General features: G+C 44.5%; 13 protein-coding genes. 12 read left to right on the top strand and 1 reads right to left on the bottom strand.

Annotation, left to right across the window (positions count from 1 at the left end):
• Positions 1–337: 337 nt before the first annotated feature.
• Positions 338–1,531: a TRAP transporter substrate-binding protein gene (locus tag CGRAC_RS04590; protein WP_005871885.1), complete on the top strand. Its 1,194-nt coding sequence runs from the start codon at positions 338–340 to the stop codon at positions 1,529–1,531.
• A 921-nt stretch (positions 1,532–2,452) separates the two neighbouring features.
• Here the strand turns inward: CGRAC_RS04590 and CGRAC_RS12920 are convergent.
• On the bottom strand, positions 2,453–4,720 hold the full coding sequence (locus CGRAC_RS12920) for a molybdopterin oxidoreductase family protein (RefSeq protein ID WP_081451731.1): 2,268 nt from the start codon (positions 4,718–4,720) through the stop codon (positions 2,453–2,455).
• 393 nt (positions 4,721–5,113) lie between these two features.
• Between CGRAC_RS12920 and CGRAC_RS04575 the strand changes: the two genes are divergently transcribed.
• From CGRAC_RS04575 to CGRAC_RS04525, 11 genes are read left to right on the top strand one after another with little or no spacing between them, the layout of a single operon-like run.
• Positions 5,114–5,713 (top strand): 4Fe-4S dicluster domain-containing protein, encoded by a 600-nt coding sequence (locus CGRAC_RS04575; RefSeq protein WP_005871891.1) that lies wholly within the window; start codon positions 5,114–5,116, stop codon positions 5,711–5,713.
• A complete protein-coding gene (locus CGRAC_RS04570) occupies positions 5,710–7,683 on the top strand; it encodes a proton-conducting transporter transmembrane domain-containing protein (RefSeq protein ID WP_005871893.1) in 1,974 nt (657 codons plus the stop codon). Before CGRAC_RS04575 ends, CGRAC_RS04570 begins: the two co-directional genes overlap by 4 nt.
• A gap of 10 nt (positions 7,684–7,693) precedes the next feature.
• Entirely contained in the window at positions 7,694–8,623 is a 930-nt protein-coding gene (locus CGRAC_RS04565) for a respiratory chain complex I subunit 1 family protein (protein ID WP_005871895.1), read from the top strand.
• A 1-nt stretch (position 8,624) separates the two neighbouring features.
• A complete protein-coding gene (gene hyfE / locus CGRAC_RS04560; RefSeq protein ID WP_005871898.1) occupies positions 8,625–9,269 on the top strand; it encodes a hydrogenase 4 membrane subunit in 645 nt (214 codons plus the stop codon).
• A gap of 2 nt (positions 9,270–9,271) precedes the next feature.
• The gene (locus tag CGRAC_RS04555; protein WP_040304067.1) at positions 9,272–10,753 is read left to right on the top strand and encodes a hydrogenase 4 subunit F; all 1,482 of its coding nucleotides are present in this window, start codon (positions 9,272–9,274) and stop codon (positions 10,751–10,753) included.
• A gap of 2 nt (positions 10,754–10,755) precedes the next feature.
• Positions 10,756–12,492, top strand: a complete 1,737-nt coding sequence (locus CGRAC_RS04550; RefSeq protein ID WP_005871901.1) for a hydrogenase large subunit — start codon at positions 10,756–10,758, stop codon at positions 12,490–12,492.
• Positions 12,489–13,028: a formate hydrogenlyase complex iron-sulfur subunit gene (locus tag CGRAC_RS04545; RefSeq protein ID WP_005871902.1), complete on the top strand. Its 540-nt coding sequence runs from the start codon at positions 12,489–12,491 to the stop codon at positions 13,026–13,028. Before CGRAC_RS04550 ends, CGRAC_RS04545 begins: the two co-directional genes overlap by 4 nt.
• Positions 13,025–13,849: an NADH-quinone oxidoreductase subunit B family protein gene (locus CGRAC_RS04540; protein WP_005871905.1), complete on the top strand. Its 825-nt coding sequence runs from the start codon at positions 13,025–13,027 to the stop codon at positions 13,847–13,849. The genes CGRAC_RS04545 and CGRAC_RS04540 overlap by 4 nt, the downstream gene beginning before the upstream one ends.
• Complete coding sequence (locus tag CGRAC_RS04535) at positions 13,846–14,190, top strand: formate hydrogenlyase maturation HycH family protein (protein ID WP_005871907.1); 345 nt, start codon at positions 13,846–13,848, stop codon at positions 14,188–14,190. Before CGRAC_RS04540 ends, CGRAC_RS04535 begins: the two co-directional genes overlap by 4 nt.
• Entirely contained in the window at positions 14,190–14,642 is a 453-nt protein-coding gene (locus tag CGRAC_RS04530; protein ID WP_005871909.1) for a hydrogenase 3 maturation endopeptidase HyCI, read from the top strand. The genes CGRAC_RS04535 and CGRAC_RS04530 overlap by 1 nt, the downstream gene beginning before the upstream one ends.
• Complete coding sequence (locus CGRAC_RS04525) at positions 14,643–15,506, top strand: formate/nitrite transporter family protein (protein WP_005871911.1); 864 nt, start codon at positions 14,643–14,645, stop codon at positions 15,504–15,506.
• Positions 15,507–15,975: the final 469 nt, after the last annotated feature.

The following is a 15,975-nucleotide window of genomic DNA, read 5'->3' as shown; positions in this document are numbered from 1 at the left end:
GATAAAATATTATCGCTAGATATGGTGCAGGTGTGGTAACATCCGAACGTAGCGAAATTAAACGAACGCGGCACTCTATCGTCGCAAAGCCAGGCATTGTAAAATAAAAAGCCTGGGTAGAGCACTTAGAAACAAAATATCGCGAAATAAGACGCTTGCAAAGCAAGGTGCCGATAAGATGAAGCGTCGTAAAATAGAATAGAAAGCAATGTGTCGATAAAATAGACACCGTGAAGCAGAATTTCGTAGCAGTAACGCAGAACGCGATTAAATTTTAAGCAGGCGTCGCGCTAAATTTTGAAATTTTATGAATTTAAAACTTTATGAAAGGATATAAATGAAAAAGATTTTTTTGTTTGCATGTCTCATGCTTTTGGGCTCGCAGCTTTTCGGCGACGATAAGGTATATCGCCTAAGACTTGCTAGTACGTGGGAGGCGACTACGCCCGTTTTGGGCGCTGCTGCTGAGGATTTTAAAAACTATGCCGAAAGCCTTAGTGGTGGTAGGCTTCAGATCCGCATCGATACGCCGAGCAAGCACAAGGCAAGCTTTGGCATATTCGACTTCGTCAAAAGCGGTCAATACGATCTAGGATATACTTCGCTTTATTATTATAAAGGCAAAGACGCCAAAACTATGCTCTGGACGGCGGTGCCTTTCGGTATGACTACTGATGAGCAGCACGCGTGGTATTACTATGGTGGTGGGCGAGAGCTTAATGATAAGATGTTCGCGCAATACGGCATGAAGACCTTTCTGATGGGATCTACCGGCATGCAAATGGGTGGCTGGTTTAAAAAAGAGATCAACTCGGTCGCAGATTTGCAAGGGCTTAAATTCCGCATACCGGGGCTAGGCGGAGAGGTGATGAGCAAGCTGGGTGCCACTATAAACACAGTGCCTACGGGCGAGCTATTTATGGCGTTAGAGATGGGTACGATTGACGCGGTCGAGTGGGTAAGCCCTGTCTATGATATGCCACTTGGATTTCACAAAGTGGCTAAATACTACTACACAGGCTGGCAAGAGCCTATGGGAGACTGTCAGCTGCTGGTAAATCAAAAGGCGCTAGAGAAGCTGCCTGCGGATCTTCAAGCGATCTTAGAGGCTGCAGCAAGACTTGCCGGAGAGAACTTCCAAAATAAGGGCTTTTACGAAAACGCTCGCATTTGGGCGGAGCTAAAAGCGCAGTTTCCGGACGTGCAGGTGCGTGACTTCCCTGCAGACGTGATAGCCGCGCTTAAAAAAGCAACGAATGAAATTTTAGACGAAGAAGCGGCGAAAGATCCGATGTTTAAAGAGATCCTAGACAGCCAGCGCGCATTTTTGAAAATCGGTAGAGAATGGAATAAAATAAGCACCGTAGCCTACATAAATAACGTAAGCGGTATCGCGGGCGAAAGTGCAGCAAATCCAATCTCCGCAGGCTCTAGCGGTACGACAAACTCAGATTCTGCAAGCAGCGAAAATCACGGCGCTGCGAGCGATTCTAATGCGACGGACGGCAAAAATTTAGGCGCGACAAAGTAAAGCGGGTGCTGCGAGCGATAAAAATTAAGGCGCGACGAATAGATCTGGCGCAATAAGTAACTCAATTGCGACAAGCGGCAGGAATTTTAACTACTTTTGCATAAAGTAAATGGAATTCTGCCGCAGCAGCTTTGGCGCAATAACTTCAATGCCGGAGCCCAGTTCATAAATCTCCTCCGCAAGCAGGCAGAACTTTGGCGCGATGGTTTTAACATCGCAAGCGGCGCGATCTGGCGCAGCAAAGGGCTCCCGCGTGAAAAATAGAATGCCAAAAACACGCGATAAACGCGATAAAATAAAATTCTAAAAATTCCGAACTCCAAGCACGACGGAATTCGGAATTTTAAATCTAAAATTTTAAAATCAAAATTTATGGATTTCAGGCGGAGCGAGAAACTACTCAGCTATGCCAGAAACCGGCATTTGCGACCATTAAGACTAAAAGCCGAGTCTTGCGCTTTAAAAAGCCTATGAGCCTTTTGCATTCATCTATTAAAATCACAAAAATTGCATTTGCGTTATTAAAATTACAGCGCTACTTGACAATATAGACTAATTCGCATAAAATCAGCCTACGCACGCTAAAATTTAATCAATAATGTAATTTGGTAAGATTTGTCGCAATAAAATAGCCTTATTATCATGCTTATCTTTAAAATTTACTCCATTGCGCCGCTCTTATTGAGACTACATTTATTAGGATTTGACAAATCACGAATGCCTGGTCTCTGCCGCCGCATCTATTAAATACAATAGCAGATAAATTTCAATCGCTCTCTTATCAATAGTGCGACCACGCAAAGAGGCGTATTTAAAATATCACAAGACGGCTAGATCGCTAAAAATTTCATATTATTTGAATTGATTGTTAAAAAATAGATTCGGGAGCATAGCCCCGAATCTACGGATAAGATTAAATTCTTAGAATTTAATCGGATGGTGGTGGAAGTCGTCGTAAACGACTTTATTGGTTTGAAATTTAATGCGCTTAAGTTCGCGGATACGCAAAAATTCCTCTTCGTCGATCTTTTTAATCTGAATCGCCGCCTTAAACGTAGGCGTTTTGGCGATAAGATCCCAGCCGCCGCTCGTTAGCTCGTTGCAGCAGCTCTCCCAGTAGTGATAAGACATCTGAATGATACCATCCATTATACACTCGGTAATGTCCGCTTTGATCGCGATATAGCCGTAGCGGCTCCACGCGACGATGAAATCTCCCTGTGAAATTCCATATCGTTCGGCGAGTTTCGGATTCATTTCCGCAATCGGTCCTATCGCGTCGCCGCCCTGCTCGACGGTCTTAGAGCGCCTAGTCATCGCGCCTCCTGCGTACTCGTAAACCTTACGCGTAGTTAGAAGCTGGATTGGGAACTCCTCGTCGGTCTTCTCATCGACCGAGCCTGCCATTACAGGATAATCTTTCGGCATATTCATACGTTTTGCAAATTCCTCTTTGGCGCTTTCGATCTTACTCTTATCATCCACAAATAGAACTGGTACGAAATTTCCTTTACCGTCCGGGGTAAAGAATTTCTTATCAAGATACAATGCAGGTCCGCCCATAGAATTCTCATCAGGGCACGGCCAGTGAAGTCCGTGGTATTTTTTGATGCGGTAATAGCTCATTCCGCCGTAGTTGTGTGGAGCTACCCTGCGCACCTCTTCCCAAATCTGCTCTGGAGATTGGAATGTGAAATAATCTCCTAGACCTAAACGTCTGGCAAGCTCGCAGATGATAGCCCAGTCTTGTCTAGCTTGTCCCGGAGGCGTTACGACGATCTCGCTGTGCTGTACGCGGCGCTCGGCGTTGGTGTAAGTACCCTCTTTCTCGCCGCTGCAAGCTCCAGGAAGCACAACATCTGCTTTGCGGCTCGTCTCGGTTAAGAAAATATCTTGGATCACATACATCTCTACCTGCGAAATCGCGCGCAAGAAGTGGTTTGCGTTCGGATCGGTCATAACCGGGTTTTCGCCCATCGTCCAGAAGAATTTTACCCTACCATCAAGAATTGCGTCAGGCACTTCGGTTTTATGAATGCCGATCTTGCCGTTTAGATGACCTTTTGGTAAATTCCACTGGCGCTCAAACCAATCACGGGCACTCTCGTCGGTTACGGCTTTATAGCCGGTAAATACGTTAGGAAGCATTCCCATATCGCAGCAGCCTTGAACGTTTTCTTGTCCGCGGATCGGTAGATCGCCGCTTCCGAGCTCGCCCACATTGCCCGTTACGAGCATTAAATTTGAAATGTCACAAACTCCGCCTACGCCGTGGTTGAAGTGAGTTACACCCATGCCGTGCGTGATAACCGCAGGTCGCGTAGTAGCATAAATTCTAGCCGCTTTTCTAATATCCTCGGCGTTTAGCCTAGTGTATTTGGCTACGGCTTCGGGCGAATAATCCTTAACCGCCTCTTTTACATATTCAAAGCCCTTGGTGTATTTCTCAACGAATTCGTGATTTACCAAATCCTCGTCGATAATAGCATGGATTAGAGCATTGATGACTGGGATATTGTGCTCCGGCTCAAGCTGGAGGTGGATATCTGCGCGATTTGCAAATTCCGTCTTAACCGGGTCGATGACGATGAGTTTAGCGCCTCTATTTAACGCTCTTTGAACGTGCATAGCTACGATCGGGTGGCCGTTTTCAGGGTTTGAGCCGATCATCATAATGCAGTTGCTGTGAGTTCCGATCTCCGTGAAGCTATTTGTAGCCGCTCCGTTACCGATTGTTTTGGCAAGACCTGCCACAGTCGGAGCGTGTCAAATGCGCGCGCAGTGATCGATATTATTCGTGCCTAAAATTCTAAGTAGCTTCTGCGCTACGTAGTTATCCTCATGCGTACAGCGTGCAGAATAGTTTCCGGCTATCGCGTCGGCGCCGTATTTTTCTTTGACTTCTAGCATCTTTTTAGCAACCAAATCAAGCGCTTCGTCCCAGCTAGCCTCGACCAAATCGCCGTCTTTACTAAATTTGCCATTCTTTTTACGAATTAACGGAGTAGTAAGCCTATCTCTAGAGCCTACGTAATTCCATCCGTAATAACCTTTCAAACATAAACAACCCTGATTTACGGGGTTGTCGCTTACGCCGGTTGCGGATTTGATATAGTTGTCTTCCGCAGTCAGCTCAATTTGACAGCCTGTGCCACAATAAGGGCATATGACCTTGCCTTTATTCGCCATATTTTCTCCTTTCGAAAATACTAAACATGCAAAATTACCATATATGCAATTTCGGCACAATTATATAAATTCTTACCTAAAATAAAATTGAAATTTTGCCTTAAGCTAAAAGAATTTTTCAATCATAATTAGGAGTAAGTTGGGGTAATTTAAGTAGTAATTTAAATTTTAAAATATACTTTAATACTGATATACTAGACTTTTAAAGCAAATAATCAATGAACCGGTTTAAAAAAGAAATTAGTTTTTAAATTTAAGCTTTGAAAGCAAATTTATCAAATAAATTCCAAATATCGTCAGATAAATGACGGAATTTTTTTGCGGACTTAAATATAATTACACCAAAATTTTTAGTAAAAAATTTTTAAAATTCCTTAAGTCAAGGAGAAAGGTATGAAACAACATAAATTTGTAATCTGTGATTACAAACGATGTATCGGTTGCACGACGTGCATGGCGGCCTGTTACTCAAGTGCCTACGAGCGCGGCAAGCTTGCTAAATCGCGACTTACCGTGCTTAGACAGGCTTACGGCGTTATGCCTACGCAGTGCAGGCAGTGCGATGACGGACCATGTGCAAATGTCTGCCCTACCGGCGCGCTTCGCTTCGATAATAACTATATTGAATTGCACGAAGAAATTTGCATCGGATGTAAGATGTGTACGCTCGCCTGTCCTTATGGCGCGATCAGCTCGAATGCCGAGCTTATGCCGTCAGTAAATTATGCGGTCGAGCCGAAGTATTATCTCGAGATCGAAAGCCAAGCGGGCGCCAAAAGCACCGCCATCAAATGCGATCTATGCAACGGACGCGAGAATGGTCCTGCATGCGTCGAGGTTTGCCCAACTAGCGCTATCATTATGATAGATCCTAAAGAGGGTAAGCATAAATTGGGCTTTGCGATAGACTACGATGCGGCTAATGCTTTTGCAAAAGACGTATTAAACGGCGAAATCAGTTGCGTCGCCAAAAAAGAAGGAGGCGCAAAATGATAAGCGTCTATACTTTATTTATCGTCAGTGCAGTAATTAGTATTCTTTTATACTGCGCTCCAAAAACTGCCGTTAAGGTGGGATTTGGATTAGGTGCTATCAGCTGTTTTTATGCGATGTGTCATTTCGTAGCCAATATGGGCGTAAGTGATAGCTTCGTTTTGGGCGGTACTTTCTTATATGCGCCAAAATTTGCTTTAAGCCCGCTTGGAAATTTCTTCAGCTTCGTAGTCGTTTTTATAGGCTTTGCAAGCAGCGTTTACGGTATGAGCTATGCTGAGGAATATATCGGAAAGGCAAATATCGGCGTTTTTGCATGTTTATTTAATACTTTCATCTTATCTATGCTTTTAGTCATCAGCGCAGATAATGTATTTTGCTTCGCTGTTTTATGGGAGCTTATGACGTTAATTTCGTCATTTCTAATCATAGTAAACGACGGCAAAGGCACGCTCAAAGCCGTTATGGTATATCTAGGCATAGCGCAGATCGGTGCATTTTGTATCACCTGTGGATTACTTATCATTGCAAACTACGCAGGAAGCTTCGAATTTGCAGAGTGGGGAAAAGTAAATATGCCGATGGGCGCTTCTGTAGCAGCATTCATCTTGTTTTTGGTCGGCTTCGGCTCAAAAGCGGGAATGTGGCCTTTTCACGTTTGGCTACCGCAAGCTCACCCTGCGGCTCCATCGAATGTCTCTGCACTGATGAGCGGCGTTATGATTAAAGTAGCGCTCTTTACGCTTGTTAAATTTACGCTATTTTTACCGCTAAGCATTTATTTTGGGCTTGCAGTTTTGATCCTAGGAGCAGCCAGCTCGCTTTTTGGCGTTTTATACGCGTTGTGCCAGCACGACTTTAAAGCGCTTCTTGCGTATCACTCGGTCGAAAATATCGGTATTATCTTGCTAGGCCTTGGCACCGGAATTTACGGCGTCGCAGCAGGCAATGTAACGCTAGCCGCAGTCGGATTTTTAGCAGGCTGCTACCACGTAGTAAACCATGCGATATTCAAAGGCTTGCTATTCTTATGTGCAGGCTCTGTAATCCACGCTACTCATACGCAAAATATGGACGTGCTAGGAGGTCTAGCTAAAAAAATGCCTCTAACTGCTGTCGGTATGTTTATCGGTATCATGGGTATCGCAGCGCTTCCTCCGGTAAACGGCTTCGTTTCAGAGTGGTTTACCTATCAAGGAATGCTTCAAGGTGCTAAGGAAAGCGGAATTTTCATCAGATACGCCTTCTCTTTAGCGGTGGTCGCTCTTGCACTCACCGGCGTTTTGGTCGGTATGCACCTTAAGCTTTATGCGGTAATCTTCGCAGGAACCCCAAGGGATGAAAAAATTTGGGAGAACGCAAAAGAAAGCCCATTAGGAATGGTTTTAGGAATGATCATTTTGATGATAGGCTGCGTGGGATTTGGCGTAGGCGCACACTTCATAGTCGATTACATAATGCAGGCGGTAAATTCTATCACTTCCAATAGAGAATTTGTCGCAAGCCTAGGCGCTTCGTCAATCACTTCGCCTTTGGGAAGTATCGTTTCAACTCCTCTTATTGCAGTGATTTTGTGTTCTACAATGCTGCTTCCGTTTATCATCCTAGCAGTTATGAAAGCAAATCGTGACAAACCTCGCGAGACCGATCCTTGGGCATGCGGCTTTAAATATAGCCCTCGCATGCAGATGACCGGCGGTCCTTTTACCGGCGATTTAAGAAAGATTATGGACTGGCTATTTAGAGGTCATAAACGCAGAATAGAGCAAAACGGCTACTTCGGACCGATCGAGTATCACAACCACCCACAAGACATTTGGTGGACGATGATTTATCAACCGGTAATCGATTGGAGTAAGAAGGTCGCCGATAAGATAGGAATTATTCAAAGCGGCTATGCAAATTTATATACGCTTTACATCCTAATCTATCTTTGCGCCGTACTGGGCGTGGGCTTTTTCTTGATCTAGGAGGTTTAAGATGCAGACTATACAAACTATATTTTTAATGATATTTCAAGTCGCGGTTATCGTCCTAGTCGCTCCACTCTTCGACGGTATGGCGAGAAAACTTCGAGCCAAGCTTCAGTCGAAACAAGGAAGCGATTTTTTCCAGACTTACCGCGATATTATTAAGCTTTTTAAGCGCGGCAGAACCGTTCCCGCGTGCAGCCACTGGGTATTTAGATGGGCGCCGTTTTTCCTTTTCGCTACTTCGGCGGCGATTTTGGCGGCTATTCCTATTACATACAGCAAAGATACCCTTTTCGGAGCGTATTCGGATATTTTCGTTATCCTATATCTAGGCGCGCTTTTGCGCTTTGTATTCGGTGCGGCTTCGATAGACAGCGGTAACCCGTTTGCCGCAACCGGCGGTGGACGCGAGCAGATGCTTGCCGTTTTTGTCGAGCCTGTTATGATGATGTGCCTAATTGTAGTAATGATGGCTGCGGGAACTTCAAATTTAGTTGAGATCCAGCAGATGGTACGCAGCGGTCAGATCGGCTATCAAATTCCAAGCTTTGCCGTAGCTTCGATTGCATTTTTATGGTGTATGTATGTCGAGACCGGCAGAAAGCCATTTGATCTTGCCGAAGCCGAGCAAGAGCTTCAAGAAGGACTTCTGGGCGAATATGCAGGCAGCGATCTAGGCTTAGTGCAAGCGGCGCTTATTTTGAAGCAATTTGCGATGATCGGATTATTCCTAACGATATTTGAGCCGTGGAATTTTAGCAATCCGCTTTTAGCAATCATAATCTTTGTGCTAAAAACCGGCGTATTTTACGTAGCAGCCGTTTTCATCGACAACTTTGGACCGCGCTTTAGAATGACTTCGAGCATGCGCAAAATTTCATGCGGTGCTCTTGCCATCGCTTTTGCGGCATTAACGCTTTACGTAGTAGGATTTTAAGATGAATAGTATCGATATTTTAGCAATTTGTATGATCGTAACGTCACTCGCGGTATTCGGACTTAGAAATTTAAAGCTTTCGATCGGAATTTACGCGATTCAGACGCTACTTTTGGTAAGCATATTTTTTATGCTATATTCTAACTTCAATGCGCCGCAGCTTAGAATTTGGGCGATAGTGGCATTTTTTACGAAGGTTATTTTCGTACCTGGAATTTTATTTTGGCTAGTTAAAAAGCTGGATGTGATCAGCGAGGATGAGCCGGTAGGCGGCTTTTTCGTAAGCCCCGTTATTGCGATGGGATTTTCGCTAGCGATTGCGATGACAATCAATCCGATCTTGCTTCAATTCTCTCTTATTCAAGAAAGAATCGTTCTAATAGCGGCAGTAACCGTATTTATGATGGGAATTTTCGGCTTCATGCTAAGAAATTCTTTCATCAAGCAAATTCTGGCCTACTGCCTATTTGAAAACGGCATCCACCTAAGCCTTGCGCTTATGGCTTACAACTCTCACGAGCTAGTCGAGCTTGGAATTTTAACCGACGCGATCTTTGCGGTTATCATTATGAGCGTTTTGGCGGTTAGATTTTACAAAGCTTATGACGGACTTGATACGTCTAAAGCTTCGAATTTAAGGGGTTAATGATGAATAGTTTAGCTTTTATATTAATTTTTCCGTTGCTCGGAGCGCTGATATTATTCTTATGCCCTAAGAATTTCAAGCTCCTAAGCACGCTACACGTTTTGATTTCTGCAGTTACTTCCGCAGGGCTACTCTGTAACGTAGGCAAGCTTCTAAGCGGCAATGCCGAGGCGTTTTATGCATACGATAAATTCCTATTCCTAGATAGCCTAGGTTGCGTATTTTTAGTGCTAATCGCCGTAACGGGCTTTTTGGTGAATTTATACTCCACCACCTATATGAAGTGGGAGATACAAGGCGGTCATCTGGATCTTAGCGATCTAAGAAAATACTACTCGCTCTGCCACGTTTTCGTTTTTACGATGACGCTTAGCGTGATCTGTAACAACGTTGCGTTTATGTGGGCTGCGGTAGAGGCTACTACGTTAGCTTCGGTATTTTTGGTCGCTATTCATAAAGATAAAAAATCTACCGAGAGCGGTTACAAATATATCGTCATCTGCTCGATCGGCTTAGCATTCGCGCTTTATGCGACCGTTTTACTATATGCGGCTACATTCAAAATTACAGGCGACGGCGAGGCTTCTATGCTTTGGACGAGCATTATGGATAATGCCAAAAATTTAAACGGCGATGCCGCTAAGCTTATCTTTATATTCGCTCTAATCGGCTTTGGAACCAAAGCAGGACTTGCTCCTACTCACACTTGGCTTCCCGACGTTCACGCAGAAGGTCCGGCTCCGATTTCGGCACTACTTTCGGGTGTGCTTTTAAAATGTGCGATGCTAGCGATATTTAGATATTACGCTATCACAGCTCAAGCCGTAGGCTTTGACTTTGTTCAATCCGTAATGTTAATTTCCGGTACGATCACGCTATTTATAGCAGGAATTTTCCTCGTTCGCCAGCACGACGTAAAGAGGATGTTTGCTTACCACTCGGTCGTTCATATGGGTGTTATTGCATTTGCGCTAGGTATCGGCGGATATTTCGGCTTGCTTGCCGCGATCTTTCACTGCTTAGCTCACAGCTTTACCAAGGCTCTTGCATTCTGCTCTACCGGCAATATCGCTAGAATTTACGGTCACAAAGATATGTCTAGAATGGGCGGTATGGTAAAAATCGCTCCGCTTACTACGATAATGTTTGGTGCTGCGGTTTGCTCGCTCGTAGGCGTTCCTGCGTTTGCGATCTTTGTAAGCGAATTTAACGTTTTCAAAGGCGCGATAGCTAGCGGTCAATACATAGCCGTAGCATTATTTGCAATCGCGCTCGTAATTATTTTCATCGCGGACTTCGCGCACTTTAATCTAGCGAGCTTCGGTACACCTAAAGGTGAAGTGGTTTATGCTAAAGAGATGAGCTTGTTTGAAAATTTACCGCTAATCTTGCTTTGCGCTTTAGTGATAATTTTCGGCGTATGGCACGTAGGTGATTTTTGGATGCTCGTCGAAAACGGCGTTAGAATAATGATGAGAGGTTAAAAATGAGAGGCGATAAATTTATAGAAATTTTAAAGACCAAAGTTAAGGTCTTAGAAGTTACCCGCCAAGCCGAGGATCAAATCACCGTTTTAGTGGATAGAAATGATCTGCCGCTTGCGGTTAAGACCCTATATTATGACATCGGCGGTTTTATCAGCACGATGATCCCTAACGATGAGCGCGAGCTAAACGGAAATTTCGCGCTTTACTATGCAATATCTATGGAAGGTGGTAAGATGACCGAAGCGGAGGATTTCGCCGCAGAGGATAAATGCTTCATCACCGTTAGAACGCTAATTCCCGGATCGGATCCTACGTTCCCGTCGGTTACTCCTTTAGTGCCTGCTTGCGTATGGTACGAAAGAGAAGCCTTCGATATGTTTGGTTTAATCGCTGAGGGCTTGCCTGATAAACGCCGTTTGGTGTTAAGCGACGATTGGCCGGATGGACTTCATCCGCTTCGCAAAGACGCGATGGACTACCGCTATAGGCCCGATCCTGTAGATCATAAAGACGAGCCTAATGCAGAGTTTTTATTTCCTAGCGGCGATGGCGTAGTAGATGTTCCACTTGGACCTCTTCACGTAACGAGCGATGAGCCGGGACACTTTAGACTATTTTGCGACGGCGATGAGATTATCGATGCGGACTACCGCTTATTTTATCAACACCGCGGTATGGAGAAGCTAGCTGAAAACCGAATGAATTACGATCAGATGGGCTATTTAGCAGAGCGCGTCTGCGGAATTTGCGGCTACGCTCACGCGATTGCGTGTATTGAAGCAGCAGAGAAAGCCATCAAGCTTGAAATTCCACTTCGTGCGCAAGCCATCCGCGTCATCTGTCTTGAGATCGAGCGCCTTCACAGCCATCTTTTAAATATCGGTCTAGCCTGCGAGGTAACAGGTAACTACAACGCCTTTATGCATATCTTTAGGGTGCGCGAATACTCCATGGAGCTAGCTCAGCTCGTAACCGGCGGCCGCAAGACTTATGGCAACGTCATTATGGGTGGACTTCGCCGCGATATGACCGATAATGAAATTCGCAAGAGCATCGAGATCATCAACAAGCTCGATGTTCAAATTTCTGAAATTTGGGACGCCGTTATGGAGGATAAACGCCAAATCGGTCGCTGGAAAGGTGTGGGCGTATTAGATCGCAAAGTGGCGCGTGATTTTAGCCCGGTAGGTCCAAATATGAGAGCTTCCGGTTTTAAACGCGATAACCGCTACGATCACCCTTATGATTTCTTCAACAAGATAGAATTCGAAGTAGCCGTAGAGCACGGTGGCGATGTATTCAGCCGTGAAGTCGTAAGATATAAAGAGCTTAAACAATCGATCCACATCATCAGGCAGTGCTTGCATCAAATGCCGCAAACTCCGATAATGATCGATCCACAGACTATGATCAGACCGGAAAACTACGCTTTAGGTCACGACGAAGCACCGCGCGGCGAAAATGTCCACTGGATCATGCAAGGCAACGCTCAGAAGGTTTACCGCTGGAGATGTCGCGCCGCTACGTATAATAACTGGCCGAGCTTGCGATTTCAATTCCGTGGAAATAACATCTCCGATGCGGCGCTAATCGTATGCTCGATGGATCCGTGCTACTCATGCACCGAGCGCGTAACTTTAGTCGATATTAATAGCGGAAAGAGTAAAATTCTAACCGAAAAAGACCTTAAGAAATTTTGCCAAGACGGCAAGGTTAGCAAAAAGGATTTAAGATGATGAAATTATTCGACATTACCGAAAAATATGGTAAGGCGACCTATGCTTATCCGTTTGAGCCATACATCGTGCCCGAGAATTTTCGCGGGCAACCTGAATACACCTACGAGCTTTGCATAGGCTGTGCTGCATGCGGTATCGCCTGCCCATCCAATGCGATTGAGCTTAAGATGAACGAAGCCCAAACTAAACTAATTTGGGAATTTGATTGCGGGCGTTGCATATTTTGTGGTCGCTGCGACGAGGTATGCCCTACAGGAGCGGTAAGGCTAGGCAATAGCTTTGAGCTAGCGGTAAAATTTGACAAAAGCGCGCTTATCCAACACGGCGAGCTCGAGATGGAGAAATGCAGCTGCTGCGGCAAGCCGATGACCCCAAAAAGGCTCATCAACTACACGCTAGAAAAGCTAAGTACGGCAAATTTGCTCCCAGGCAGATTAGAAGAAGCTAAAAAATATCTCTATATCTGTCCTGAATGCAAAAAAGCTCAAGCGGTTGAGAGAATGACTAAAGGCTTAGAGGAGGCAATAAAATGAGTTTGTATCAAGTCCCCGAAAATATTAAAAACGCAAACGATCTAACCGCAAAATTGGAGCTTTTGAAAAATATCAAACGAAGCTTCAGCGTTTATCGTATCGATTGCGGAAGTTGCAACGGCTGTGAAATCGAAATTTTTGCTTCTATCACGCCGATGTGGGATCCGGAGCGCTTTGGTTTTAAACTCGTAGCCAACCCTCGTCACGCAGATATCTTAGTCTGCACCGGTCCGGTTACTCGCCAAATGTATTATCCACTGCTTCGCGCTTATGAGGCTGCGCCCGATCCAAAGATTGTAGTAGCTCTGAGAGCCTGCGGAAGTACTGGCGGAATTTTTCACGACGCATATAGCGTATGGAGCGGCATCGATAAGATTGTACCGGTAGATGTTTATATCCCCGGCTGCCCTCCGCATCCTGCTAGCATCATCTATGGTCTTGGCATGGCACTTGGCATTATTGATCAAAAGCTTCAAAAGAAGAGCTACGAGCAAGATAGCACTCTTCCGCCACCGGTTGAGAGATCCGTCATCGGCGATATTTTATTCGAGCGCGACTTGCAAGCCGAGGCAAAAAGGCTGATGAGCTATATTTTCGGAAGAGTTTTATTTGCAAAATATATGGATGCGATCAAAACCTCATCTGACGTTCACGATCCAAAAGCTTCTCGTGAGGCTCTACTTAACGCTATCCACACCGAAGAAGATCCTAGATACGCGGAGTGTATGGCACTATTGCACAATGACGTATATCTAAAATACGCCCGCGCTACGGAGGAATTTAAAATCGATCCGCAAAAAGAGGTCTGGAGTAAACGATGATTGAGGTTTTTAAGCTTACAAAGCGGCATATGGACGAAAACGAAAATTTACCCAAAGAGCTAAAGGATATCAAGGTTTTTTCCACCTGCGTCGGTCACGGCGTAGGTACGATCGATTTTAGCGAAAAGGTGCTTGAGATAGACGATGAAGAATTTAAACGCATCATCGAGAATTCGGGCGACTACGTTAAATTTAAGATCGGTAACCTAAGCAAGTATTTCGAGATTGAAATTTTTGCCGAGCACGCAGCCAAGCTAATCCCTCAGCTTTGCGAATGTGAGCTTAAAGATCTGCTAAAAAATATGCGCGAAGGATACTTCGTGCTAAGAAAGGATTTTTGATGCGAAAGGCGTTGCTTTGTATCGGCAATCCCCTTCGCGGCGACGACGACGTGGGCAATGAAACGGGGCGAATAGTCGAGGCGAACTTAAAAGACTGGCACGTTTTTTATGGGCAGGATGTGCCCGAAAACGAATTTGCGGCCCTTAGGGAATTCGCCCCTGAAATTCTGATCGTAGTAGATGCGATGAGCGGCTTTGATGAGGATAAGATAGAATTCTTTGATCTTAGCAACGATCGCGACTATATCTACTCGACGCATAACCTACCTACGCCGGTGCTTCTAAGCTATCTGCGCAAAATTTGCCCAAAAACATTGTTTTTGGGCATAAGTGTGCTGCTCGATAACGTCCTTGATTTTAAAGAAGGGCTAAGCGAGAGCGCAAAAAAAAGTGCGCAAAAAGCTTATGAGCGTATCTTAGAAATTGATTCAAATTTAAATGAGGAGGAGTAAATGTTAAATCCTGCAGAAACCGCGCAAGCGGTGTCTAGTTCGATGCAACACAAGGCGCATACCCCGCTAATTAGCATAATTTTTCTAGCTATAATGGCGGGCGCTGCAATCGCTATGGGCGATATTTTCTGGGCTCACTCGACCGTCGGGATGGCTGAAAAGCAATCTATTGGCTTATCGAATTTCATCGGCGGTATTACCTTTAGCTGCGGTCTGATGATGGTGGTTTTTTACGGTGGGCATCTATTTACTAGCTCGGTTTTAACGGGCGTACCTGCCGCCGATGGCAAATTACCGCTAGGTAAAACTATCGGCTATTGGGCTATCGTTTGGTGCTTTAACTTTGTAGGTGGCGCGTTAATCGCGTATATGTATTATTACTCAGGACTTCCGCTTAAATATGATGGCTACATCTTGCAGCACTTCATTCCTGCAGCAGCAGGCAAAATAAACGCACCTTTTCATGAGCTATTCATCCGCGGAATTTTTTGTAACGTGTTTGTATGTATGTCTATCTGGACTGCGACCAGCGAGAGCAATCTATCGGGTAAATTCTTTGCAATTATGTGGATGATCGGCGCATTCGTAGCTTGCTCGATGGAACACTGCGTGGCAAATATGTTTATCCTAACTGAAGGCATCATCGCTAAAGGCCACTATCTTGCGGCTGCGGGTGGCGATGTAAATGCTCTTGCAAGCTCGCTTCACGGCGTAACGGCGGCTCAAATAGATTCAATAAACTGGGGAAACTTCATCGTTAAAAATATGATCCCGGTTACGCTAGGTAACATCTGCGGTGGTCTATTTTTCGTAGGCTTGGTCGGATTTATGGTAAATAAATACGATATGAAAAAGAAAGACTAATCTACCGCGCTTCAGCACGATATAATCAAAATACGGCGCGGCACTTTGCCGCGCATTTTTAGTTTCTTAAATTTTGATGCGTAAAATTTCGTTCGATCCAAAATTTTAAATTCCATTGCAACACATAAAATTCCAGCTCGATTTAAAATTTTAAATTTCATATTGCCGCTAAATTTAAAATTCCAAAGCTTCGCGTTTTAGGATAGAGGATAAAATCAAAAAGCGAATTACGTGTTAAAATTTTAAGTAAATTCAAAACAGAATTTTAAACGAGGTCACAAACCCAAATTTTATATAAGTTAAAATTTTAGACGAAATCCTAAGCGAAATTCGGGATGAAATTCCAAAACCAAGCTCTTGATAAAAATTTTACGCTGTAAATCTAGGTAAAATTCTACGCCGTAACTTTAGACAAAATTTCGCGCTTAAGCCGTAACGTAAGCCGCACAATGCTCTCAAAACTCTAGTC

Origin of the sequence: Campylobacter gracilis (assembly GCF_001190745.1) — a bacterium.
Lineage (GTDB): Bacteria > Campylobacterota > Campylobacteria > Campylobacterales > Campylobacteraceae > Campylobacter_B > Campylobacter_B gracilis.
Note: the sequence above shows the minus strand (reverse complement) of the source record. Positions and strands in the feature narration are given on the sequence as shown.